Raw genomic sequence first — 23370 nt, forward strand, 5'->3', positions numbered from 1 at the left:
TTGCGCCGCCACGCCCCTCGTCGGCGACCGCCCTCCCACCGTCGGCCACCGCCGTAACGCCGCCGACACTGATCGTCAGTGCCGGGTACCCCCGCTCCGACGATTACCGTCCCACCGCCGGCGGCCGCGACGCCGCGGGCGCTGCATCGTGGGTGCCGGGCCCGGGTACCACCGACTCCGACGACTACCGCCCGAGCGCCGTCGCCAGCGCCTCCAGCGCCCGCTCGAAGCAGGCCATGGGTGGCCGGACCAGCCCCGCGCCGATCTGCCCGATGCCGGGCCGGCGGTGCGCGATACCGGTGTTGATGCGGGGCGTGATGCCCGTACGCACCACCTTGCGCACGTCGATGCCGGTGGGGGTGCCGCGGAAGTCGAGCGGGGGCAGGCCGAACGCCGGGTTCTCGCCCACGGTGATCTCGTACATCTCCAGCGTCGCGTCCATAGCCTCCCTGGGCGTGCCGCCCACGAACTTCACGATGGCCGGCGCGGCGGCCATGGCGAAAGCGCCGATCCCGACGGTCTCGGTGATGGTCGAGTCGCCGATGTCGGGGTTGGCGTCGTCGGCCGCAAACCCCGGGAAGTAGAGGCCCACCGGTACCTCGGCCGGTGCGGTGAACCATCGGTCGCCCAGGCCCGAGACGCGGATGCCGAAGTCGGTGCCGTTGCGGGCCATACAGGTCACCACGGTGCTGCCGGGGATACCGTGCGCCGCGTCGGCGGTGGCCTTGCAGGCGGCCATGACCGGGTTGAGGACGGCCAGGTCGTTGTCGGCGAAGTAGCGGAGCACCTGCTCCAGCGCATCGGGCGGCAGCCCTACCCGGGCCAGGTGCGGCGCCAGGAGCCGACCGAACAGGGCCGAGCCCGCCACGTTGCGGTTGTGGCCCTCGTCGCCCATGGTGAGCTGGCGGGCGATGAGCGCCTTCATGTCGAGGCCGCCCATGCGCTCCAGCGCGGCGCCCACCGCCGGCCCCAGCACGTCGTTCATCCAGCGCAGGCGCGCCAGCACCTCCTCGCTGTAGGCGCCGTAGCGCAGGACCTTCCCGTAGCCTTCGTTGAGGTTGCAGTAGGCGCGGGTGCCGGTCGCGCGGTTCTCCACGACGTAGACCACCATGGACGCCGTGGTGACCCCGGCCATGGGCCCCACCGCGGCGTGGTGGTGCGTGGGCTCCAGCACCACCTCGCCCTGCTCCACGAGCCGCACCGCCTCCTCCTCGGTCCTGGCCAAGCCCTCGAACAGCAGCCCGCCGATGACGGCGCCGCGCAGCGGCCCGCTGGCGCGGTCCCAGGTGATCGGCGGACCGGCGTGCAGGACGAGCCGGTCGTGCATCCCGGGGATGACGTCGCGGGCCCGCGCGGTGCCCACCAGCACGGGTTGGGCGGCCAGCAAGCGACGCAACGCTTCCTGATTGGCGGCGGCGATGTCCATGGCCCTCTCACGCATCCTGGTCAGTGGTGATGTGGGCTCCCGCGCCCCTCGGACTCCCGGTAATCCTTATCGCTGTCAGGCCTCCAGCTTGTCGAGCAGGTCGAGCAGGTGCTTCTTGCCCCCGGCTGGCGGCTGCCAGTCCACGCTGACGACCGGCACACCTTGCTCCTGCAGGCTCTCGGCGAACAGCTCCAGCCCCACGTTGATCACCGCCGGCGGTGCCTGCAGGAGGCGGCGTACGGCGCTGACGTCGGGCCAGGGTGGCGGCGCTTCCGCCGGGGCGATCGGCGTCCTGCTCCACGGCGCACCCCGGCTGCCGCGGGCCTCGGCGATGAGCCCCGCCAGGCGCACCGCCCGCGCGTTGCTGTCCTCGACGAGCACGCCGGCGTCCACCAGCGCCGCGCGCTGGGCGGCCGCGTCCTGGGGGTCGTCGTCGGTGCCGCACACCGAGGCCACCAAACACACGGAGCGCCCGGCGCCCTGTGCCCGCAGGGCGCGGACCACGGGCACCAGCGCGCCGGCCGGATCGGGGTGGGCGCCGTAGCCCAGCACCACGTCGAAGAGCACCACGGCCGTCTCGGGATCTGCCGCCTCCTGCTGGAGGCGCTGCAGCCGCAGGGTGGGGTCGAGCATGGGGTGGAGGCGCCCCTGGGTGAACTCGTCGGCGCCCATGTCCACCACCGTGTGGCCGCGGCTGCGCGTGGGAGGATCGAGCTGCTCCTCCGGTACCAGCGGCGTGTTGGACGCCACCGGCCCCACGTGGCCGCGCAGCAACACCAGCGCCTCGTAGCAGAGCGTGCCACCGGCGTACAGCCCGCGGACGTAGCGCTGCTCGGGCTGCAACCGCGCGGCCTCCTGCGCCGGCAGCGCGCGCAGCCCCAGCCCGCCGGGGTCGGCGCCGGTCGCCCGGCGCACCGCCAGCCGCGCGGCCTCTTCCAGGGTCGTGGCGTTCTGGACCCCGCCCCCGGCCTCCACCGGCGCGCCAACGAAGCAGACCACCACGGGCTTGCCGCAGGCGCGGGCGGCCGCGAGCAGCGTCGCGGCCACCTCCGGGGCCGGCGGTTTGCCGACCAGCACGATGACCTCCGTGGCCGGATCGAGGACCAGCGCCCGCAAACCCTGGAGCATCGTGACACCGCCCACGGCCACCGAGAGGTCGCGGCCGCCGGTCCCGATCGCGTGGGTGATGCCGCCGCCGAACCGATGGATCAGTGAGGTGACCTCCTGCAACCCGGTGCCTGCCGCGCCCACCAGGCCGATCGTCCCCCGCCGCACGCGGTTGGCGAAGCCCAGCGCGGCCCCGCCGACGATGGCGGTGCCACAGTCGGGGCCCATGCACAGCAGGCCGCGCGCGGCCGCGCGCGCCTTCAGCGCGATCTCGTCGGCCAGCGGCACGTTGTCCGAGAACAGCAGCACGTGCAGGCCGGCGTCCAGCGCCTCCTGCGCGGGGCCTCTGGCGAACCGGCCAGGCACGGAGATCAGCGCCAGGGTCGCCTCCGGCAGCTGGCGCACCGCCGACGCCACCGTCCGGGGACGGTACCCGGGCGCAGCCGCCTGCCGACGGCGGGCCAGCGCCTCTTCGGCCAGCGCGATGGCAGCGCGCGCGGCGTCCTCGGTGGCCGCCCGCGCCACCAGCACCAGGTCGTCGGGTCCTGCCGTGGCGAGGTCGGGAAAGTCGAGCCCCGCCGCGCGCAGCAGGGCCTTGTTGGCCTCGGTGGCCATCACGCACCCGGCCTCCTCGACGCCGGGCGCGGCGCGGGCCTCGCGCTGCACCAGCATCAGCGCCACGGAGTCCACATAGGCACCGCGACGGATCAGGCCGACGACGGGCATGACTACGACTCCCGCGCGGCGCGCGCGTGGACGCGCCCGCGGCGGGGGCTTCCCAAACTTGGCACGGGCATGATCACGATGATTCCCACGGGCCGGCCGTGACTCCTGGCACGACGCGCGCGTCGCGTGGACGCAAGCGGCCCAGGCTGCCTGCGCAGGCCGCCCCGCTAGAGGCCCACCGCCACGGCGGGCTCCTCGAGGGCGGGCGCCCGGCGCGACTGGGGCACCGCGAAGCGCGAGGGCTCGCTCGCGGCCTGCTGCACCAGGGCCACGGCCCGGTGCAGCTGCACGTCGTCGGCGCTCCCGATGGGCGCGCCGCTGCCGGCCAGCTCGACGTCGGGGAGCAGGCCCTGCCCTTCGATGTCGCGGCCCGCCGGGGTCAGGTAGCGCGAGATCGTCAGGCGCAGCCCGCTGCCGTCGCGAAACCGGTAGACCGCCTGGACCGTGGCCTTCCCGTAGGTCCGCGTGCCCACCAGCTTCACCCCCGCGTCCTGCAGGGCGCCCGCGACGACTTCCGACGCGCTGGCGCTGCCGCGGTCGACGAGCACCACCAGGGGGCCGCCGTACTTGGGCTCGCGGGGCCGCACCAGGTAGGGCGTCTGCTGGCCGCGGCCGCTGTCCAGGGTCACGACGACGCCGCGGTCGAGGAAGTGGCTGGCGACGTTCACTGAGACGTCGAGCAGGCCGCCCGGGTTGCCGCGCAGGTCGAGGACGATGCCGCGGACGCCCTCCTGGAGCAGGGCCCGCAGCGCGGCGGCGACCTGGTCGCTGGCGGTCTGGGTGAACTGCGTGAGCCGCAGGTACCCCACACCCGAGGGCAGCAGACGGTAGCTCACGATGCGCTGTTGGATGCGACGGCGTGTGACGGTGAACGCCAGCGCCGGCTCCTCAGCGCTGCGGCGGATGGTCAGGACGACCTGCGTGCCCTCCGCCCCGCGGATCAGCTGGCTCACCTGCTCCAGCGACAGGCCTGTCACGGAGACCCCGTCCACGGCGACGATGACGTCGCCCGCCCGCAGGCCGGCCTCGCTGGCCGGCGAGTGCTCGAGCACCTCGGTGATCACGGTCTGGCCGCCGCGGTCCTCGATGACGATGCCCACGCCCACGAACTCCTCGCCCCGCGTGCGGCGCACGAACTGCGCAAACGCTTCGGGCGCGTAGAACGCGCTGTTGGGATCCCGCAGCGCCGCCACCATGGCCGCCAGCGCCGCGTGCACCACCGCCAGCGGCCGCAGCCGCAGCAGCCCTTGGGCCTGCTCGAGCCGGTGCACGAACGCCTCGACGTCGGCGCGCTCGTCGCCCGTGAGGTGGAGCCCCGGCAGGGCGGTGGGTCCCAGGCCCTCCTCGCGCAACAGCCGCTGCAGCCCCGCCTCGGCGCCCATGAGCAGGACCTCGGCAGACGGCGCATAGAGGCTCTCGTCGCGGACGACCCGGTAGGTTTCCAGGAAGAGCGTCAGCCCGTAGTCGGCGGGCTGGGCAGTGGCAGGCGGCGCCAACACGCCCACCGCGAGCAACGCGGCGACGAGCAGCGGAAGGCAGCGCCTGCGCATGACGGTCACCCCGAATGGACGGACGTCCCGCCGATACGACACCCTCGTATAGACAATCGGTTCATCGGCCCCGGCCGTTTCCCTGCCAGCCGACGGGCGCCCCCTCAGTTGGCCTCGGTGGTCCCGCTGGTGCCGTCGAACATCGGCCCGGCCTGGGGCGGGGTGCCGTGGGCCAGGAGCCAGTCGAGCAACATGCGGACGCTGCTGCGCGCCAGGGCGACGCAGGTGTCGGCGCCGCCGTAGTAGAGGTTCAGCCCGTCACCGTCGGGATCGAGGGTGTACCCGCACGGGAAGACGACGTTGCCGACGTCGCCGAACCGCTCGTAGGGCGCCTCGGGTCCGAACACCCACTGCGGGCTGCGCAGCAGGCACCGCTCGGGCTGCGCCAGGTCGAACAGCGCCAGCCCGAGCCGGTAGATGGCCCCCGAGGCGGTCTGGCGCACGCCGTGGTAGAGCATCAGCCAGCCCTGGGGCGTCTCGATGGGCGGGCAGGCCAGGCCGATCTTGTTGGCGTCCCACCACCCGCCGCGGCGCGCCTCCAGGATGAGCCGGTGGCGCCCCCAGTGGCGCAGGTCAGGCGAGTACGAGATCCAGATGTGCGAGCCCAGGGCGGTCATCGGGCGGTGGATCAGCGCCCAGTGCCCGTCGATCCGCCGCGGCAGCAGCGCCGCGTTCTTGTCCTCGGGCGGCATGATCACCCCGCAGCGCTCGAAGGTGCAGAAGTCGGCGGTGAGCGCCAGCGAGACGCCGGGGCCGCCACGGGAGTACGACGTGTAGGCGACCGCGTACTTGCCGAGCTCGGGCACGAACGTGATCCGGGGGTCCTCGATGCCCCACAGCTCTTCCGGATACCGCTCGGGGTCGGGCAGCAGGGTCGGGGTCGGGTCGATCTCCCACCCGTCCACGCCGTTGCGCGACCGCGCGGCGCACAGGTGCGACCGGCCGCTGTGGTCCTCGACCCGACACAGCAGCAGCGTGGTCCCGTCCGGCAGGCGCGTGGCACCCGCGTTGAACACGGCGTGGGCCGGGTACGGCCACTGCGCCGCCGTGAGGATCGGGTTGGCCGGATGGCGGCGGAAGAGATCGTGGGGTCGAAGGCGCGTCTGAACGGCCATCGTCGCCCTCACGCCACCGCCGGCGCCGCTGCCACGCCCTCGGCGTGGTCCACCACGTGCTCGGCCAGCTGCAGCTCCAGCCGCGCCAGCAGGAAGGCCAGGGTCGACTCGGCGCCCTGGTTCTGGTTGGCGCGATCCGGATGCAGGCCGTCACGGCACCCGCCCGTGGCGGGGTCGTACACCGGCAGGCCGAGATCGTTGCGCCCCAGGAACCACTCGAAGATGCGCTGGGCGTGGCGCTGCCACCGGGCATCGCCCGTGGCCCGGAACGCCGCCAGGCAGGCAGCCACCGCGGTCTGGGCCTCGACCGGCTGCTGGTCGAACCGGGCCCGCTCGCCGCCCCGCCGGTAGAACCCGTGCGATCCGATCGGCACGAAGTGGCCGTCGGGCGCCCGCTGGATCTCGAGCAGCCAGTCCAGCGCCTCCAGCCCGACGGCGGTGACCTCCGGCCGGCCCAGCACGCTCCCCGCCGTGACCAGCGCGTGGGGCAGCGTGGCGTTCCCGTAGGCGACCACGTCCTCGAACCAGCGCCAGTCGTCGGCCCGATGGGTGCGATACGCCTCCAGGAGACGTGCGGTCATCTCCTCCACGATGGTGCGGGCCAGCCGGTCGCCGCTAAAGCGCCGCAGGTACTCCACCGCGCCCAGCGCGACCATGGCCCAGGCCCGTGGGCTCGTGCACGCCGTGGCCGCGGGCAGCGCGTGCTCGAAGAGCCGGCCCGCTGCGCCCCGCAGCCCCGCGTCGACCGAACGGCTCAATACCAGCCCCAGCGCCCACAGCGCCCTGCCGTAGCAGTCTTCCGACCCCACCTCGTCGTGCCAGCGCCGGTCGTAGCCCAGGACGTTGCGGAAGCGTCCGGTGCCCGGGTCGAAGGCGTGCCAGAGGAAGGCCAGGTAGCGGGGCGCCAGGCGCGCGGCGACGGCGGCGGGCTGGCCGCCCAGCGACTCCAGGAAGACGGCCGCCGCCAGCGCCCGCGCGTTGTCGTCGGTGGTGTAGCCCTCGTGCCGGTTGGGCACCGTGAAGACGGCGTGCTGGAGGATCCCGACGTCGTCGGTCATGCGCTCCAGGTGGTCCAGGCGCAGCGGCGGCAGCTCCGCGGGCCGCGCGTCGGCAGTCTTGACGACGAACGCCCGCGGCGCCCGCATGCGCTCGGCCCGGACCTGCTCGAACAGCCCGAGGTAGCGGCGGGCCACCACCGGCCAGATCATCTCGCGCCCGAACAGGTAGGCCCGCTTGCGCATGGCGTGCCGTTTCGCCGCATTGTCCAGCAGCGTGATCACGGCCCGGGCGATGGCGTCCGGGTCGCCAAACGGCACCAGGACTCCCCGGCCGTCGGCCAGGAGCTCCTCGGCGTGCCAGTAGGGCGTGGACACCACGGCCTTCCCGGCGCCTACGGCGTAGGCCAGCGTGCCCGAGGTGATCTGCTCGACGGTCCGGTAGGGCGTGAGGTAGACGTCGGCGGCGCCGATCCACTCCAGGAGCTCCTGCTCGGTCACGAACCGGTTGTGGAACAGCACGTGACCGTCGACGCCGAGCGCCTGCGCCCGCCGCACCAGCTCCAGCCGGTACGACTCGCCATCACGGCGCAGCACGTGGGGGTGGGTCGCGCCCAGCACCACGTACACCACGTCCGGATGGCGCGCGAGGATGGCCGGCAACGCTTCGATGGCGTACTCGATGCCCTTGTTGGGCGAGAGCAGCCCGAACGTCAGCAACACCCGTCGCCCTTCGACCCCGAACTGGTCCTTGTAGAAGTTGGGGTCGACGAACGGCACGTCGGGGATCCCGTGGGGGATGATCTCGATGCGCTCCGCGGGCACGCCGTAGCGCTCCCGCAGGAACCGCGCGCCGCGTCGGGTCATGACCACCAGCCGATCGGCGCGGGCGGCCAGTTCCTCCAGGACGCGCCGCTGGGCGGCATCGGGGTCGCGCAGCACGGTGTGGAGCGTGACGACCACCGGCATGCGCAATTCGCGCAGCAGGGCCAGCACGTGGCTGCCGGCCACCCCGCCGAAGATGCCGTACTCGTGCTGGAGGCAGACGAGGTCGACGGTGGTGCTGTTGAGGAAGTCGGCTGCGCGCCGGTAGTCGGCGATGTCGCCCTCGGCGATCTCGAACCGCACCTCGGGCGGGTAGACGTAGCCGTTGGGGGTGTCGGTGACCGGGACGACGACCCACTGCACCCCCGGCGCGGCCTGCGCCAGGGCGTCGCACAGGTTGGCCGAGAACGTCGCGATGCCGCACTGGCGCGGCAGGTACGTCCCCAGCAGGGCCACACGCCGCATCGTCGAGGCCAGTCGGCTGGTCACAGGTGCCCACCTCCTCAGCGATTCGGAGTGCACTCGCAAGCGCGCAAGTTGAACCTGAGGATGCCCGGCTGCCGGCCGGGCGATGATCGCGTGCGTTCGCCGCTATTATACCATCGGGTCAACCGATGCCGGCCAGGCGGCGGGCGTAGGCCTTGTAGGGTGCGAGGTCCGCGTCCATCAGCACCGTGAGCTTCTGGGCCTCCAGCGAGCCCTCGGCGTGGATCGCGAGCACCTCGAGGTAGCCGCCGAAGTCCGAGGCGGTCACGTCGCGGACGAGGTTCAGCGCCCGCAGGCGCTGCTCGGCCGTGGCACGCAGGCTCCCGGCCAGGTAGGCCTCCAGGTCCCGGCGCGTCTGGGGGTGGTGCCAGTCGGCCTCCGCGGGCCCGGTCACCACCAGCCCGCCCGCGATGTCCTGCACGAGCTTCACCATCGCGTGGTAGTGGGCGGCGAAGTAGTACTTGGCGGCGTTGGTGGCAACCACGTCGGGCACCGCGATGCCCCCCCGCAGGCGGCAGTCCAGGGCGGCGGCCTTGGTGAGGCCGCGCACGGTCTCCAGGTACATCACCAGGGCGGCCAGCTTGTCGCGCACGTGCGCGGCGCGCTCGATGCCGTTGTACTCGGCCAGCAGCGCCGCGGCGCCCACCAGCAGCTCCAGCAGCGGCGGCTTGTACGCCACGGCCGTGAAGCGATGGAACTCGACGAAGGTCTTGGCCAGGGCGCCCGCGGCCCGGTACTCGCCGTTGAGGAAGACCCGATCGGCCGGCACGAAGACGTCGTCGAAGACCGTCAGCGACTCGACCATCGCGGTCTGCGCGCTGATGGGGTTGTCGAACGCGCTGGTGGCGCCGTAGCCCCGCGGGCTTGCGATGAACCGCAGGCCGGGGGTCGCGGCGGGCACGGCGAACGCCACCGCCCAGGCCCGGTCCTCGGGGCCCAGGGCGCGCGTGGGCAGCACGATGATCTCGTCGGCCAGGACCGCGTTGGTCGTGTGGGCCTTGGCCCCGCGCACGACGATGCCATCGGGCCGCTGGTCCACCACGCGCACGTAGGTGTCGGGGTTGGGCTGCTGGTGCGGGCGCAGGCTGCGGTCACCCTTGACGTCGGTCTGGGCCACGGCCATGGTGAGGTCGCCGTCGCGGCAGCGTTCGTAGAACGCCCGGATGCGAGCGGCGTAGGGTGCCGCCTCCTCCCACTCGGCGGCGACCACCATGAGGGCGAACAGCGCATCGGTGCCGATCTCCTTCACCAGCGGCACCACGGTCCGGGCCTCGCGGGTGACGGTCTCGATCAGCTGGCGGCGCGCCAGCAGGTCGGCCGACGTGCGCGGGATCAGGAAGTAGCGGCTGATCGGCTGTCCGGTGTCGGGGTCGCGCGCAAGGGCCAGGTCGCGGTGTGCGGGGTCCGTGGCCAGGCGGAAGTCGACCGCCACGTGCCGCGCCCCGCGGCCCAGCACCGGGTGCGCGGTGACGTCGAGGACCCGCTCGCCCCGGTAGTAGACCTCGCGCCCGTCCCGCAGTCCTGCCAGGTATGCCTCGGGTGTGCGCAGCGCCATGCAGCCCCTCCTCGCCCTCGGGATCGTCCCTCCCGGGCGGCCGCACCGAGGGCGCGCCCGTCGGCGCGGCACCGCGCCTGGCGCCGAACGCGCCCTGTCGGCCCGGCAAGCCCCACGCTTGTGCCGCCACGCCGGCACGCACGCGTAGGGTGTGGCCAGCGCCCAGGCGTCCGCTGCTCGGTAGCAGGCCCGTGCGCCGGCACCCGCGCACAGGGGCGCCCGCTCCCACCCCGGGCCCCGGTGCCCGTCGTCCCGCCGCTACGCGTCGCGCCGCCGCAGGTCGACCACCCGGCGCGCCTTGAACACCGTCCGCTCCAGGGCGCCGGGGGCGACGACGCGGACGTCGGGCGTGACGCCCAGCGCCTCCCGCAGCGCCCGTCGCAGCCGCGCCTGCACGTCGGTATCGTCGGTTGGCCGGGCTTCCACCACCACCGTCACCCGGCCGGTCCCCTCGCGGTCGTCGGTACTGAGTTCCACGCGGAACTCGTCGCCCAGTTCCGGAAATGCCCGCACGACTCCCTCGACCTGGATCGGGTAGAACTTGGCGCCCTTGTAGATGATCAGGTCGTCGGCACGCCCCAGGATGCCTCCGGGCAGGCGCGCGTGGGTCCTGCCACACCGGCAGGGCTCGGGATCCAGGCGTGCGTAGTCGTTGGTCCAGTAGCGGAGCATCGGCGTGGCCTCGCGCGTGAGGTGGGTGAGGACCAGGATCCCCACCTCCCCCGGCGGCAGCGGCTCGTGCGTCTGTGGGTCGACGATCTCGGCCAGGTAGTGATCCTCGGCGAGGTGGAGCCCAGCCTTCTCGGTGCACTCGCAGGCGAACGTCGGCGCGATCTCCCCCAGGCCGTAGTAGTCGAAGCAGTCGATGCCGAGCGCCTGCTCGATCCGCGCGCGGGTCGCCGGCACCGAGGCGCCCGGTTCGCCGCCGAAGCAGCCCAGGCGCAGGGGGATCGTGTCGGGGGCGATGCCCCGCTCGCGCAGGTGCTCGGCGATGTGGATCGCAAACGACGGCGTGGCCAGCAGCACCGTCGCCCCCGGGTTCACCAGGTAGTCGACCTGACGGGCCGTGGCACCGGCGCCGATGGGGATCGTGAAGCACCCGATGCGCGCTGCCGCGTAGTGCACCGCGAGCCCGGCGACCCACAGGCCGTAGGCGAAGGCGTTCTGCACGATGTCGCCGGGCCGGACGCCGAAGCTCCACATGGTGCGGGCCGTGTGGTCGGTGATGACCTCGACGTCCTGCGCCGACCAGATGGTGCTCACCGGCACCCCCGTGGTGCCGGTCGAGGGATGCAGTTCACGCCAGGTCGCGCGGGGCGCCACCGTGTACCGGCCGAAGGGGGGGTGCGCGGCCTGTTCGTCGCGCAGCTCCTGCTTGGTCACGAAGGGCAGGTGGCGCACGTCCTCGAGGGTGGCGACCTGCCCCGGCCGCAGGCCTACCCGTTCGAACCGCTCCCGGTAGAACGGCGCGTCGCGATAGCAGCGCTCGACCTGCCAGCGCAGGCGCTCGCGCTGCAGGACCGCCAGCTCGCGGCGGGGCCGCGTCTCGACGGCCCGGTCCCAGAATCGCTGCCCGGCATCCGGCATGGCCCGCTGGACCGAGAGGAAGGGGCCACCGGCACGGGCGAATCCCTTCCTGTCGGCACCTGGTAGTTTCGCGCGGCGCGCACCACATCCTTGCCGGCGCCTGCGCTGCCCGGCGCGGCCCGGCGGCGGAGAGGGAAGGAGAGGCGGATGAGCACCGTGCTGCGGGTCGCCTTGTCCGGTGTCGTGCTCGTGCTGGTGGGGACCCTGGTCGCGCTGGTCCCCACGGTGTCCTCCGGCGCCCCAGCCTGCCAGCTGGGGATTCCATCGCTCAAACTCGGGGTCCAGGGTGTCGCCTCGGGCCCGCACGCCGACTACGGCCGGCAGATCGAGATGGGGGCGACGCTGGCCATCGAGGAGATCAACGCCGCCGGCGGCATCCTGGGGTGCCGCCTGGAGATGCGCTTCATGGACGACGAGAACCGGCCCGCCACGGGCGTGCGCAACGCCCGGTTCCTCGTCACCGAGTACGGCGCGCACTTCCTGTACGGCACCGACAGCAGCGGCGTCGCCATGGCTCTGGGCCCGGTGCTGCAGGAGCTGGACCGGATCCAGTTCTTCACCCACGCCGCCACCCACCGGCTGACCGAGGAGCTGGTGGCACAGCGGGGCATCAAGCAGATCGTCCGCGTCAGCGTGCCGGTCTACCAGGACGCCGTCGCGGCCCACCTGTTCAAGGACCGCCGGGACATCCGGCGGTGGGCCACCATCGGCGCGGACTACGAGTACGGCTACGCCACCTGGGCCCTGTTCCGCGACCAGATGCGGCGCTTCCGCCCTGACGTCGAGTTCGTGGGCGCGGCCTGGGCGCCGTTCCTGACGCTGGACTTCTCGGCGCACATCGCCGCGGTGATGGCGCGCAACCCCGACGCCATCATCGCCACCCCGTGGGCCGGGGAAGCCGTCACCCTGCTGCGCCAGGCCCTGCTGCAGGGCGTCTTCGACCGCATCCAGGTCTGGTTCCAGGCGATGGGCGGCTCGGTGGACGTGCTCGAGGGCATTCGTGAAGAGGTCAAGGAGAACCGGTTCCGCGGCAAGCTCTACGCCACGGCCCGCTACCTCCACAACTGGCCCAACACCGAGATGAACCGGGCGTTCGTGAGCCGCTTCGCGCGGCGCTTCAACCGGATGCCCAACTACTCCGCCGAGGTCACGTACTCCGCGATCTACATCACCAAGGCCGCGGTGGAGAAAGCCCGGAGCATCCAGACCGACAAGGTGCTCGAGGGCCTCAAGGGGATGCAGATCGAGACGCCGGCGGGCGTGCGCACCTACCGCGCCGAGGACCACCAGTTCGTGTACGCGGTCCCCGCGGGGCGCGTCCTGGCCGACCCGCGCTACCCGATCCCGATCGTGGGCGAGCTGAAGGTCTTCGACCCGAAGGACTACTACCGCTGGCCGCCGTTCGCGGGGCTGGACCTGTCGAAGTGAGGACGCGATCGGCTGCCGTCTGCAGGACCGCACGGTCGACCACCGGCGCCGGTCACGGGCGAGGACAGCGGGTGGTGGCGGCAGGGTAGCATGGAGGACCTGGCGTACCAGGGGCTGATCGGGCTCTCCCAGGCGATGTACCTCTGGCTGATCTCCGCCGGCCTGACGATCATCTTCGGGGTCCTGGGCGTGCTGAACTTCGCCCATGGCAGCCTCTTCATGCTGGGCGCCTACGTTGCCTACACGGCGTACGGGCTGTGGGGACTGCCGTTCGCGGCGGCCGTGGGATTGAGCCTGGCCGTGGTGGCCACGCTGGGGCTGGTGATGGAACGGGGCTTCCTGCGCCACCTGTATGCGCTGGACCACGCCTACCAGCTCCTCCTCACGTTCGGCTTCGTGCTGGTCCTCGACGACGCGGTCAAGCTCGTCTGGGGTGGCGTCTTCAAGATCCCACCCATCCCCCGGTTCCTGGACGCGACCCTGCCAGCGTTCGGCCGGCCGTTTCCCGTCTACAACCTCTTCATCATGGCCGTCGGCGTGCTGGTGGCCGTCGGCCTGTGGGTGGTGTTCGAACGCACCTGGTGGGGCCGCATGGTGCGCGCCACCGCCGCCGATCGCGAGATGGCGGCGGCGCTTGGCATCGAAACCCCGCGCATCTACGCCGGCGTCTTCATGCTGGGGGCGGCGCTGGCGGCACTGGGCGGCGCGCTCGGGGTCCCCGTGCGTCCGGCGTCGCCGGGGATCGGGGTGGCCATGATCGTGCAGGCGTTCGTCATCACCGTGATCGGCGGTCTGGGGAACCTGCCGGGCGCCTTCGTGGGCTCCCTGCTGATCGGTGTGCTGTCCGCCTACGGGACGCTGCTGTTCCCCGTGTTCGAGCTGTTCTTCGTCTTCGTGATCATGGCGGCGGTGCTGCTCGTGCGGCCCCAGGGGCTGTTCGCCCGAGCATGATGCCCGCCCCGGTGCCGCCGGCCGCCGTGCGCCCCGCCGACGCCGCCAGCGTGCGGGCCCGCGGGCGAGCGCTGGGCACAAGCGCCGCGGTGGCCCTGCTGCTGGTCCTGGCGGCGCTGCCGCTGGTGGCGCGCGCCTACGTGCTGTACCTGGTGATGCAGATCGCCATCCTGGCCCTCTTCGCGCTGGGGTTCAACCTCCTGTTTGGCTACACCGGGCTGCTCTCGTTCGGCCAGGCGGGCTTCTTCGCCGTCGGGGCCTACGCCTGCGCGAAGATCCTGCTCCGCGTGCCCTCACTGCCCCTGGGCATCCTCGGCGGCGCGGCGGCGGCCGGGGTGGCCGCCGCCGCGCTGGGGCTGCTGTCGGTGCGCCACACGCGGATCTACTTCTCGATGCTGACCCTGGCCTTTGGCATGATGATCTTCTCCATCGCGTGGAAGTGGCGCGCCGTCACCGGCGGGGACGATGGCCTGGTGGGCGTGCCGCGGGCGCCGGTGGGGCTGCCCGGGCTGGTTCTCCTCGACGTGTCCACCCTCGACCGGTACTACTACGTGGTCCTGGTGGTGGCCGCTGTGGCCACCTACGGCCTGTGGCGGCTGGTGCAGTCGCCCCTGGGCCTGGCGCTGCGCGCCATCCGCGACAGCGAGTCGCGGGCGGCCTTCGCGGGCATCTCGGTGCCCGCCTACCGGCTGGTGGCCTTCGTGGTGGCGGGGCTGTACGCGGGCCTGGCGGGCGCGCTGCTCCCGCCCCTGGAGAACACCGTAACCCCGCCGGTGGCCCACTGGAGCACCTCGGCCGAGCCGATCCTGGCGACGTTGCTGGGCGGCATCTACACCTTCGCCGGCCCGATCGTCGGCGCCGCGCTGCTGGTGCTCCTCAAGGACGTCATCGTGCGCGTCACGGTGCACTGGTCGATCGTGCTGGGCGCCGCCGTCATCGTGCTCGTGATGGGTTTCCGCGGCGGCGTGGCCAGCATCGTCGCCGGGCGCGTGCGGGCGCGGCCGCGATGACCGCGCTGCTACACGCTCAGGCGCTGCGCAAGACGTTCGGTGCGCTGGCGGCCGTCGACGGCGTGGACCTCACGCTGCAGGACGGCGTCCTGGCCGCCATCATCGGCCCCAACGGCGCAGGCAAGACCACCCTGATCAACCTGCTGAGCGGCGCGCTGCTCCCCGATGCGGGACGCGTGCTGTTCCGCGGGCAGGAGATCACGCGGCTCCCAGCGCACGTCCGGGTCCGGCTGGGGCTTGCGCGGTCGTTCCAGGTGATGAACATCTTCCCGCGCCTGAGCGTGCGCGAGAACGTGCTGCTCCCGGTGCTGGCGCGCCGCCGGCCCGCGCTGGCGCCGTTCGCCCGCCTCGATGCCGACGGCGCCGCGCTGGCCGAGGCCGACGGGGTGCTGGCGGCGGTGGGCCTGCTGGCCGAGGCGGAACGCGAGGCGGCGACGCTGGCCCACGGCGACCAGCGCCGGCTCGAGCTGGCCATCGCCGTGGCCTCGCGCCCCGTCCTCTGCTTCCTCGACGAGCCGTCGTCGGGCATGACCCCGCCCGAGCGCGCCGTGGTGCTGGACCTGGTGCGGCGGCTGGCCCAGGAGCGCCACACGACGTTCGTCATCGTCGAGCACGACATGGACGTGGTCTTCGCACTGGCCGCGCGCATCATCGTCATGAACCGCGGCCGGATCCTGGCCGATGGCCCGCCCGAGGCGATCCGCGCCGACCCGCAGGTGCGCGCCGTCTACCTGGGCGAGGAGGACGCGTCGTGATCCTGGAGGTCGACGGGCTGGTGGCCGGCTACGGCCAGAGTGTCGTCGTCACGGGCGTGTCGTTCCACGTGAGCGAGGGCGAGATCACCAGCCTGGTGGGCCGCAACGGCGCGGGCAAGACCACGACGATCCGCGCGCTCGTGGGCCTCGTCCGGCCGCGGGCCGGCCACGTCCTCCTGCGCGGCCGGGCCATCGCCGGCCTCGCGCCCTACGCGATCGCGCGGTCGGGCGTGGGCTACGTGCCCGACGACCGGCGCATCTTCCCCGACCTGACGGTGGAGGAGCAGCTGCGCCTGGCCGCCCGGGTCGCGGCACGCGCGGGCCCCTGGTCGCTGGAGCGGGTCTACGGCCTCTTCCCCACGCTGCGCGAGCTGCGGGCGAGCCGGGGCAGCCACCTGAGCGGCGGCGAGCAGAAGATGCTGGCGATCGGCCGCGCGCTCATCGGCAACCCCCACCTGATCCTGCTGGACGATCCCTCGGAGGGGCTGGCGCCCATGGTGGTGCAGCGCCTGGCAGAGATCCTGCGGGAGATCCGCGCGACGGGGGTCTCGGTGCTCCTGGCCGACCAGAACCTCCGGTTCTGCCGCCGGGTAGCGGATCGCGCCTACGTGATGGAGAAGGGCAGCATCGTCGCCCACGGCCCGATGCAGGCGATCTGGGAGAACCAGGAGCTGATCGCCCGACACCTCGCGGTCTGAGCCGGCGGCGGTCTGGGCCAGCGGCAAGTCTCCGGGCCGGTAGCAGGTTTGGCCGACGGCAGGTCTGGGCCGGTAGCAGCGCGATTTGGGGTCTTCGCCTGCGTCCCTGCGACGCCCTGGCGCGTGCCCTGCGCCGCGGTCGTGGTGGCCTAGATCGCCCCGGAGACCACCGACCGCCCGAGGGCGTGGCGCAGGCTCAGCGCCGCGGCCAGCTCGTCGAACTCGGCGTTGGCCAGCGCCTGCTCGGCCGTGACCAGCGCCGTCTGCGCATCGGTGACCTCGAGCAGGGTGCCGGCGCCGGCCGCGTACCGTCCCTGTGCCAGCCGCAGCGACTCCTGGGCGAAAGCGAGGCCCGCCCGTGCGCTCTCGATGCGCGCCCGCGCGCTCAACAGGTTCAGGTACGCCTGCAGGCTCTGCTGCTGGGCCGCGAGCCGGGCGGTCTCGATGCGTGCCCGTGCGGCCGCCAGCGTGGCCTGCGCCTCGGCGACGGCCGCGGCCGTGCGACCGGCGTCGGCGAGCGGCACGCTCACGGCGCCGCTGACCGACCAGGTGGTCGCCGTCGACGGCGTCAGGGTCTGCGCGGCGCGGGCGTCCAGCGTCACGCGCCAGCCGCCGCTGGCCTGCGCCAGCGCCAGCCCGGCCTCCGCCGCCTCGAGCTCGGCCATGGCCCGACGGACCTCGGGGCGCTCGTCGGCCAGGGCCGGCAACGCCGCCTGCGCCAGCGTAAGCCGCGGGGTCGGCGGCGGTGGCGCCACGACCAGCGGCGTGACGGCGGGCTGGCCGATGGCCGCGTTCAGCGCGGCCTTCGCCTGGTCGACCGCGTTGCGCGCCGCGAGCAGCTCGCCTTCGGCCGCTGCCAGGTTGGCCTGGGCGCGCACGACGTCGGCGCGGGCGACGACGCCGGCGCGGAACTGCCCCTCGGCCAGCCGGAGCAGCTCGCGCGTCTGGACCACCACCTGCTCGCGCACCCGTACCGCGCGCTCGGCGCGCAGGACGTTGACGTAGGCCTGCGCCACGCTCAGGGCCACGTCCTGGCGGGTCGCCTCCAGCGCCAGCTGCGCCGCCTTGAGGTTGGCCTCGGCCTGCCGCACGGCATGGGCGATCTGCCCGCTGTCGTAGAGCACGTACGTGGCGCCCACGCCGGCCGACGCGCTGAAGCCCTGGGGTGTCAGGCCGCTGCCGCTGGAGACCGTGGGCGTGGTGGACGCGGTGACGGTGGGCCCGCGGCCCGCGCGCGCCAGGGCCACACGCGCCTGGGCTGCGGTCACGGCCTGGCGGGCCGCGGCGATGGCCGGGTTGCGCTGGTCGGCCAGCGCCACCAGCTCGGCCAGCCCCAGCGCCGCCGGCGCCTGCCCGGCGGCCGGTGGACTCCACAGCGACAGCGCGGTCAGCACGACAACCAGCAGGGCACCAGTACGCATCGATCCCTCCTCGACCTGGACTCCGGCACTACCGACTGCGCCGCTCCAGGTGCTGAATCATGCGCTCGAAGGCCCGCGCGCGGAACGCTGCGCGCTCCTCGTCCGACAGGGGGCCGATCCCGGGGCGCCCGGGCAACGGCCCGCTCTCGGTCCCGCCGGTAGGGCGCTGCCCGCGCCGACGGGCCTCGAGGCGGCGCCGGGCCTCGTCCAGGGCGGCGCGCTGCGCGGGCGTGAGGATGTCACGGATCGCGCGCGCGATGACCCGGGCGGCCTCCACGTCGTGGGCGGGCGTGTCCTTGAGCGCTCGCAGCAGCGGCAGGATGCGGACGATCTGCTCGCGGCTCAACTGGGTCTGCGGCTCCCGCTCCAGCACCCGCAGCGCCACCACCACGGCCAGGCCGGGGTCGCGCTCGCGCGGTGGCGCCGCGACCGTCTGCCGCCGTGCCACCACGACGGCCACGGCCGCCACTACCGCCAGGGCTGCAACGCCTCCGACCCATATGCGACGCGACATCGATACTCCCTCCCAGACGTTGCGGGCGACCGTCGGTCCATCACGCGACCCCCGGGCGCCCCGCCGATGCCCTCACTCGTACCGCAGCGCGGCGATCGGATCCATGGCGGCGGCCCGCTGCGCCGGGTAGAGGCCGAACCCGATCCCCACCGCCACGGCGAACGAGAACGCCAGCAGCATCGCCGGCGCCGACAGCAGTGTGGGCCAGCCGGCCACGCGCCCGATGAGCGCCGAGCCCAGCGCGCCGACGGCCAGCCCGATGAGGCCGCCGCCCACCGACAGCGCCACCGCTTCCACCAGGAACTGGAGCAGGACGTCCCGCCGCCGCGCGCCCACCGCCTTCCGGATGCCGATCTCGCGCGTGCGCTCGCTCACCGAGACCAGCATGATGTTCATGATCCCGATCCCCCCGACCACCAGGGAGACGGCGGCGATCCCGCCCAGCAACATCGTCATGGTCTGCGAGACGCCACCCAGCGTCTGCAAGAGGTCGGCCTGGCTGCGGATGGTGAAGTCGTCCTCGTCGCCGGGGCCCAGGCGGTGGCGCGCGCGCAACAGCGCGGCCAGCGCCTCGCGGCCGGCGTCCATCGCCGCCTGGTCGACCATCTGCACCTGGATCGTGCGCACGTGCGTGACGCCGAAGAGCCGGCGCTGCGCGGTGGAGAGCGGCACGAACACCACGTCGTCGCGGTCCACGAAGGCGGTGGCGCCCTTGGGCTCCATGACCCCGACCACCGTGAACGTCACCCCGCGGATCCGGATCCGCCGGCCCAGCGGGTCGTCGTCGCCAAACAGCGCCGTCGCCACCGTCTGGCCCAGCACCGCGACCCGGGCACGGGTGCGCACGTCGTCGTCGGTGATGAACGATCCGCGCGCCACCCGGAAGTTGCGCACGGTCTCGAACGCCGGCAGGACGCCGCTGACGCTGGTGGTGGTGTTGGCGGCGCCCGCGGTGACCTGCGCCCGCGCCGTGTACTCGGGGCTCACGCCGACTGCGCCCGGCACCTCGCGCAGGATCGCCTCGGCGTCCTCCACCGTCAGCGTCTGGACGGGCGCGTCGCGCGCGACCCCGCCCAGCCGCTGGGTCCCGGCGAACACGGTCAGGAGGTTGCTGCCCAGCGCCTGCACCTGCTGCTCCACGTTCCGCCGCGCGCCCTGTCCGATGGCCACCATGGCCACCACTGCGCCCACACCGATGATCACGCCCAGCGCCGTCAGCAGCGACCGCAGCGGCGTCGCCGCCAGCGCCCGCAACGCCACCCGCGCGGCATCCCGCACCGTCATGGCGATGTCCCCGGCGCCCCCGGCACTCCGCCCGCCGGCAGCAGCGCTCGCACCGGCCCGTCGCGCACGATGCGCCCGTCGCGGAACTGCACGAGGCGCCGTGCCCAGGCCGCCACCTCGGCTTCATGGGTGACCAGTACCACCGTGAGCCCCTCCTCCACCAGGCGTCGCAGCTGTGCCATGATCTCGCGGGCGGTGGCCGAGTCGAGGTTGCCGGTGGGCTCGTCCGCCAGGACGATCGACGGCCGCATCACCAGGGCCCGTGCGATCGCCACCCGCTGCTGTTCGCCGCCCGAGAGCTGCGCGGGCAGGTGTCCCGCCCGCGCCCCCAGGCCGACCGCCTCCAGTGCCGCCAGGGCCCGCGCGCGCCGGTCCTCGACCCCGGCGTACAGCAGCGGCAGCTCGACGTTCTCCACCGCGGACAGCCGCGGCAGCAGGTTGAACGCCTGGAAGACGAACCCGATGCGGCGGTTGCGGATGCGCGCCAGGGCCGCGTCGTCCAGCGCCGTGACGTCGACGCCGTCCAGCAGGTAGGTGCCGGACGTGGGGCGATCCAGACAGCCCAGGATGTTCATGCACGTCGACTTCCCCGAGCCGCTGGGCCCCATGATCGCCACGAACTCCCCCGCCTCGACGGTCAACGAGATCCCACGCAGGGCCGGGATCTCCACGCCGTCCATGCGGTAGGTCTTCACCACGTCGCGCAGCTCGATCAGCGCCATGGGAGACTACAGGGGGGCGCGCACCTCCGCAGGTCGGCCGGAGCGCGCCCCGACAGCCCCCTCGAGGACCACCGCCGACACTCGTGGGGCGTCAAGCCGCGGGCCTCCCCGGAGGCGGACGCCAGCCGCGTCGCTGACGCGCGTGGGGCGTGCACCTCGCAGGACGCCATCGGGCGCCTCATCACACCTACCGCCCTGGCGAGCGGCGGAACTGGGGCAGGAACGGATTGACCGGCTGGGCAGGGGCGCCGGCCGCGGGCGCGCGCGCGGGACCCAGGTAGACGACCTGGCCGGCCTCCAGGCCCCGGACGATCTCGACCTGACGGCCGTCGGTGGCCCCCACCTCGACGGGCACCGGCCGCAGGTGCTCGCCCTCCACCACGATCACAACCCGGGCGTCCTTGCCCCGCACCGCCTCGGCCGGCACCACCAGCACGCCCTCGCGGGTGAGCACCTGGATCTCGGCATCGACGGTCATGCCCAGGCGCAGGCCCGGGCCAGGGTCGGTCAGGGTGACGACCACCTCGTACTGCGTCACGTTCTGCACCACCACGGCCTGGGGCGCGATGCGCGCCACGCGACCGTGCAGGCGTCGTCCCGGGAGCGCGTCGGCGGTGACCACCACCGGCATCCCGACCCGGACCTGCGCGATGTCCGCCTCGTCGACGTTGACCGTGGCCTGGAGGTGACGGAGGTCGGCGATCGTCATCACCAGCGTGCCCCCGCCGGTGAGCCCGCCGATGACGGTCTGGCCCACCTGCACCGAGCGGCGCGCCACGATACCGGCGATGGGTGCCGTGATGCGCGTCTCGGCCAGGCGGTCCCGCGCCTGGGCCAGTTGCGCGGCCGCCGTGCGCACGCCGGCCGCAGCGGCAGCCACCTCGGCTTCGAGCACGCGCTCCTGCAGCGCGGCGGCCCGGGCTTGCTGCAGGGCCGCCCTGGCCTGGAGCACCTGGGTGCGCGCCAGGTCCACCTCCTCGGGGCGGCTGCCGGCCTCCAGTTCCTGTAGCCGGGCCTGGGCCTGCCGCAACGCGGCCACCGTCACGTCGTGCTGGCTCTGCGCCTGGTCCAGCTGCGCACGCGGCACCAGCCCGTCCTGGTGGAGGGCGCGGGTGCGCTCGAGGGTCTGGCGCGCGGCCTCGGCCTGCACCTCGGCCTGCCGCACGGCCTCGCGCGCCTGCGCCAGCGCCTCCGGGCGCTGGCCGGCCTCCACCTGGGCCAACCGCGCCCGCGCTCCGGCCAGCGCGGCCTCGGCCTCGGCAATGCGCGCGACGTTCTGCGCTCGCGCCAGCGCCAGCTGTCGGCGCGCCTGCTCCCACCGGGCCTGTGCGCTCGCCAGCTGGGCCTGCGCCGTGGCCACCTGCGCGCGGGCGTCGCGGTCGTCGATGACCACCAGCAGCTGGCCGGCGGCCACCCGGTCGCCCTCCTGCACGCGCACGTCCACCACGGTGCCGGTGGCGCGCGACCGCACCTCGACCTGGGAGTAGGGCTGGACTGTCCCGGTGCCCGTCACGCGTACCGCCAGCGTGCCGCGCGTGACCACGGCCGTACGGAAGCGCTCCGCCGGCGCGGGCCGGGCCGTGCGCCCGCGCACGCCCCACAGCCCGCCCGCCAGCAGGAGGACGGCAGCGACCGCGATCACCAGACGCCTGCGCATGTGACTCCCGGGAAGCGTCGCGGCCCGCGCGGGCCACGCGGCAAACGACTCAACATCTCCACCTCATCAGACCGCCAGGCGCACCCCTCCGTTTAGCCCATCGCGCCTGCCGGCCGCACCAACCGCAGGAGGACGCGCCGTCGGTCCAGGGACGTACGGCCACCGCGACCGCAGCTGCGCCGCGACCTGCGCGAGGCCACAGCAGGAAGCTGCGAGAGGCCACACCACGCGTCGATCGGCACGGGACCCGTCAGCCACTGCAGCCGCGACCGGGACATCCGCGCCGTCCTGATGGCCTACGGCACCGGATCCACCAGCAACGTCGCCTCGCCGTCGATCACGGTCTCCCCACGATGGTTGGTGCAGGTGGTGCGCACAGTGAGCAGGCGCCGGTCCGGCCGCCAGGCCAGCACCTCGGCGGTCGCGGTGACGGTGTCACCCAGCCGTACCGGCCGCAGGAAGCGCAGCGTCTGGCTGACGTAGATCCCGCCAGGCCCGGGCAGGCGCATCCCCAGGACGGCGGAGATCAGGCCTGCGGTGAGCATCCCGTGGGCGATGCGCTCGCCGAAGCGGCTGCGGCTGGCGAAGGCGGCGTCGACGTGCAGCGGGTTGTGGTCGCCCGTGAGGGCGGCGAAGGCCGCGACGTCGGCCTCGGTGATCGTCCTGGTCCACGACGCCCGCTGGCCCGGGGCGAACGCCATCGCGGCCGCGCGCCTACCGGGCCGTCCAGCCCGCGTCCAGCGGCAGCGCGGCCCCGGTGATCATGGCCGCCGCGTCGGTGCACAGGAACACCGTCAGAGCGGCCACCTCCTCGGGCTCGATCAGGCGCTTGCGGGCGTGCGCCGGCAGCATCACCTTCTCGACGACCTCGGCCGGGGCGATGCCGTGCACGCGCGCCTGGTCGGCGATCTGCCCTTCCACCAGCGGTGTGCGCACGTAGCCCGGGCAGATGGCGTTCACGGTGATCTGGTGCTCGCCGACCTCCCACGCCGCCACTTTGGTGAACCCCACCACCCCGTGCTTGGCCGCGACGTACGCCGCTTTGAACGGCGACGCCACCAGGCCGTGGGCCGAGGCGATGTTGACCACGCGCCCCCAGCGCTGGCGGATCATGTGGGGCAGGGCGTGCTTGGTGCACAGGAACGTGCCGGTGAGCATCACGCCCACCAGCCGGTCCCAGCGTTCCTCGGGGTACTCGACGATGGGCGCCACGTACTGCACGCCCGCGTTGTTCACGAGGATGTCCAGGCGACCGAACCCCTCGACGGTCTGCGCCACCATGGCCCGCACCGCCCCGACGTCGGCCACGTCGCAGGCGATGGCCTGTGCCTGTCCGCCGGCTGCCGCGATCTCGGCCGCCGTGGCCTGGGCGCGGCCGGCATCCACGTCGGCGACCACCACGGCCACACCCTCGCGGGCCAGGGCCTGCGCGATGGCCCGGCCGATACCCGACCCCGCGCCGGTGACGATCGCGGCGCGGCCCGCCAGGTGCCCCTCACCCATCGCTGCCTCCTGACCGCCGGCACGACGACGCGAGGGGTGCCCTGGCATCCACGCC

The 23370-nt window shown here is 73.6% G+C and carries 19 protein-coding genes; 5 read left to right on the forward strand and 14 right to left on the reverse strand.

The window, feature by feature from the left end; translation table 11 throughout:
- Positions 1-184: 184 nt before the first annotated feature.
- The 7 genes from QN157_01590 to QN157_01620 all read right to left on the reverse strand — a co-directional run bounded on the left by QN157_01590 (position 185) and on the right by QN157_01620 (position 11372).
- Positions 185-1426, reverse strand: a complete 1242-nt coding sequence (locus tag QN157_01590) for a DUF1116 domain-containing protein (protein MDR7554278.1) — start codon at positions 1424-1426, stop codon at positions 185-187.
- A gap of 75 nt (positions 1427-1501) precedes the next feature.
- Positions 1502-3259, reverse strand: coding sequence for an acyl-CoA synthetase FdrA (fdrA, locus tag QN157_01595; GenBank protein MDR7554279.1), 1758 nt, complete (start codon positions 3257-3259; stop codon positions 1502-1504).
- A 167-nt stretch (positions 3260-3426) separates the two neighbouring features.
- Positions 3427-4809, reverse strand: a complete 1383-nt coding sequence (locus tag QN157_01600; GenBank protein ID MDR7554280.1) for a S41 family peptidase — start codon at positions 4807-4809, stop codon at positions 3427-3429.
- A gap of 104 nt (positions 4810-4913) precedes the next feature.
- Positions 4914-5924, reverse strand: a complete 1011-nt coding sequence (locus tag QN157_01605) for a glycosidase (GenBank protein MDR7554281.1) — start codon at positions 5922-5924, stop codon at positions 4914-4916.
- Positions 5925-5932: 8 nt separating this feature from the next.
- Positions 5933-8209, reverse strand: a complete 2277-nt coding sequence (locus tag QN157_01610; protein ID MDR7554282.1) for a glycosyltransferase family 4 protein — start codon at positions 8207-8209, stop codon at positions 5933-5935.
- Between the two features lie 142 nt (positions 8210-8351).
- On the reverse strand, positions 8352-9785 hold the full coding sequence (locus QN157_01615; GenBank protein MDR7554283.1) for a 4-hydroxyphenylacetate 3-hydroxylase N-terminal domain-containing protein: 1434 nt from the start codon (positions 9783-9785) through the stop codon (positions 8352-8354).
- Between the two features lie 258 nt (positions 9786-10043).
- A complete protein-coding gene (locus tag QN157_01620; GenBank protein MDR7554284.1) occupies positions 10044-11372 on the reverse strand; it encodes a phenylacetate--CoA ligase in 1329 nt (442 codons plus the stop codon).
- 147 nt (positions 11373-11519) lie between these two features.
- On the opposite strand from QN157_01620, the gene QN157_01625 reads away from it, so the two are divergent.
- The 5 genes from QN157_01625 to QN157_01645 all read left to right on the forward strand — a co-directional run bounded on the left by QN157_01625 (position 11520) and on the right by QN157_01645 (position 16214).
- Positions 11520-12800, forward strand: coding sequence for an ABC transporter substrate-binding protein (locus QN157_01625; protein MDR7554285.1), 1281 nt, complete (start codon positions 11520-11522; stop codon positions 12798-12800).
- A 90-nt stretch (positions 12801-12890) separates the two neighbouring features.
- Complete coding sequence (locus tag QN157_01630) at positions 12891-13751, forward strand: branched-chain amino acid ABC transporter permease (protein ID MDR7554286.1); 861 nt, start codon at positions 12891-12893, stop codon at positions 13749-13751.
- Entirely contained in the window at positions 13748-14761 is a 1014-nt protein-coding gene (locus QN157_01635) for a branched-chain amino acid ABC transporter permease (GenBank protein ID MDR7554287.1), read from the forward strand. The genes QN157_01630 and QN157_01635 overlap by 4 nt, the downstream gene beginning before the upstream one ends.
- Positions 14758-15516 (forward strand): ABC transporter ATP-binding protein, encoded by a 759-nt coding sequence (locus QN157_01640; protein MDR7554288.1) that lies wholly within the window; start codon positions 14758-14760, stop codon positions 15514-15516. The genes QN157_01635 and QN157_01640 overlap by 4 nt, the downstream gene beginning before the upstream one ends.
- Positions 15513-16214, forward strand: a complete 702-nt coding sequence (locus QN157_01645) for an ABC transporter ATP-binding protein (GenBank protein MDR7554289.1) — start codon at positions 15513-15515, stop codon at positions 16212-16214. The genes QN157_01640 and QN157_01645 overlap by 4 nt, the downstream gene beginning before the upstream one ends.
- A 149-nt stretch (positions 16215-16363) precedes the next feature.
- Here the strand turns inward: QN157_01645 and QN157_01650 are convergent, their stop codons facing one another.
- From QN157_01650 to QN157_01680, 7 genes are all read right to left on the reverse strand, one after another.
- On the reverse strand, positions 16364-17635 hold the full coding sequence (locus tag QN157_01650; GenBank protein ID MDR7554290.1) for a TolC family protein: 1272 nt from the start codon (positions 17633-17635) through the stop codon (positions 16364-16366).
- 28 nt (positions 17636-17663) lie between these two features.
- On the reverse strand, positions 17664-18149 hold the full coding sequence (locus tag QN157_01655) for a hypothetical protein (GenBank protein ID MDR7554291.1): 486 nt from the start codon (positions 18147-18149) through the stop codon (positions 17664-17666).
- 72 nt (positions 18150-18221) lie between these two features.
- On the reverse strand, positions 18222-19433 hold the full coding sequence (locus QN157_01660) for an ABC transporter permease (protein ID MDR7554292.1): 1212 nt from the start codon (positions 19431-19433) through the stop codon (positions 18222-18224).
- Positions 19430-20155: an ABC transporter ATP-binding protein gene (locus QN157_01665; GenBank protein ID MDR7554293.1), complete on the reverse strand. Its 726-nt coding sequence runs from the start codon at positions 20153-20155 to the stop codon at positions 19430-19432. Before QN157_01665 ends, QN157_01660 begins: the two co-directional genes overlap by 4 nt.
- A 187-nt stretch (positions 20156-20342) precedes the next feature.
- A complete protein-coding gene (locus tag QN157_01670; protein ID MDR7554294.1) occupies positions 20343-21812 on the reverse strand; it encodes an efflux RND transporter periplasmic adaptor subunit in 1470 nt (489 codons plus the stop codon).
- A gap of 296 nt (positions 21813-22108) precedes the next feature.
- Positions 22109-22513 carry a MaoC family dehydratase gene (locus tag QN157_01675; protein ID MDR7554295.1) on the reverse strand — a complete coding sequence of 135 codons (405 nt, stop codon included), beginning with the start codon at positions 22511-22513 and terminating at the stop codon, positions 22109-22111.
- A gap of 13 nt (positions 22514-22526) precedes the next feature.
- Entirely contained in the window at positions 22527-23315 is a 789-nt protein-coding gene (locus QN157_01680) for a 3-hydroxybutyrate dehydrogenase (protein MDR7554296.1), read from the reverse strand.
- Positions 23316-23370: the final 55 nt, after the last annotated feature.

This window comes from Armatimonadota bacterium (assembly GCA_031459855.1).
GTDB classification, from domain to species: Bacteria; Sysuimicrobiota; Sysuimicrobiia; order Sysuimicrobiales; family Humicultoraceae; genus Fervidifonticultor; species Fervidifonticultor primus.

Bases quoted from the DNA above. Each gene is read 5' to 3' on its own strand.
- fdrA (MDR7554279.1), bottom strand. From the start codon at position 3,259: ATGCCCGTCGTCGGCCTGATCCGTCGCGGTGCCTATGTGGACTCCGTG.
- QN157_01635 (MDR7554287.1), top strand. From the start codon at position 13,748: ATGATGCCCGCCCCGGTGCCGCCGGCCGCCGTGCGCCCCGCCGACGCC.
- QN157_01640 (MDR7554288.1), top strand. From the start codon at position 14,758: ATGACCGCGCTGCTACACGCTCAGGCGCTGCGCAAGACGTTCGGTGCG.
- QN157_01625 (MDR7554285.1), top strand. From the start codon at position 11,520: ATGAGCACCGTGCTGCGGGTCGCCTTGTCCGGTGTCGTGCTCGTGCTG.
- QN157_01590 (MDR7554278.1), bottom strand. From the start codon at position 1,426: ATGGACATCGCCGCCGCCAATCAGGAAGCGTTGCGTCGCTTGCTGGCC.
- QN157_01650 (MDR7554290.1), bottom strand. From the start codon at position 17,635: ATGCGTACTGGTGCCCTGCTGGTTGTCGTGCTGACCGCGCTGTCGCTG.
- QN157_01620 (MDR7554284.1), bottom strand. From the start codon at position 11,372: ATGCCGGATGCCGGGCAGCGATTCTGGGACCGGGCCGTCGAGACGCGG.
- QN157_01660 (MDR7554292.1), bottom strand. From the start codon at position 19,433: ATGACGGTGCGGGATGCCGCGCGGGTGGCGTTGCGGGCGCTGGCGGCG.
- QN157_01630 (MDR7554286.1), top strand. From the start codon at position 12,891: ATGGAGGACCTGGCGTACCAGGGGCTGATCGGGCTCTCCCAGGCGATG.
- QN157_01605 (MDR7554281.1), bottom strand. From the start codon at position 5,924: ATGGCCGTTCAGACGCGCCTTCGACCCCACGATCTCTTCCGCCGCCAT.
- QN157_01680 (MDR7554296.1), bottom strand. From the start codon at position 23,315: ATGGGTGAGGGGCACCTGGCGGGCCGCGCCGCGATCGTCACCGGCGCG.
- QN157_01615 (MDR7554283.1), bottom strand. From the start codon at position 9,785: ATGGCGCTGCGCACACCCGAGGCATACCTGGCAGGACTGCGGGACGGG.
- QN157_01665 (MDR7554293.1), bottom strand. From the start codon at position 20,155: ATGGCGCTGATCGAGCTGCGCGACGTGGTGAAGACCTACCGCATGGAC.
- QN157_01600 (MDR7554280.1), bottom strand. From the start codon at position 4,809: ATGCGCAGGCGCTGCCTTCCGCTGCTCGTCGCCGCGTTGCTCGCGGTG.
- QN157_01610 (MDR7554282.1), bottom strand. From the start codon at position 8,209: ATGCGGCGTGTGGCCCTGCTGGGGACGTACCTGCCGCGCCAGTGCGGC.
- QN157_01670 (MDR7554294.1), bottom strand. From the start codon at position 21,812: ATGCGCAGGCGTCTGGTGATCGCGGTCGCTGCCGTCCTCCTGCTGGCG.
- QN157_01655 (MDR7554291.1), bottom strand. From the start codon at position 18,149: ATGTCGCGTCGCATATGGGTCGGAGGCGTTGCAGCCCTGGCGGTAGTG.
- QN157_01675 (MDR7554295.1), bottom strand. From the start codon at position 22,513: ATGGCGTTCGCCCCGGGCCAGCGGGCGTCGTGGACCAGGACGATCACC.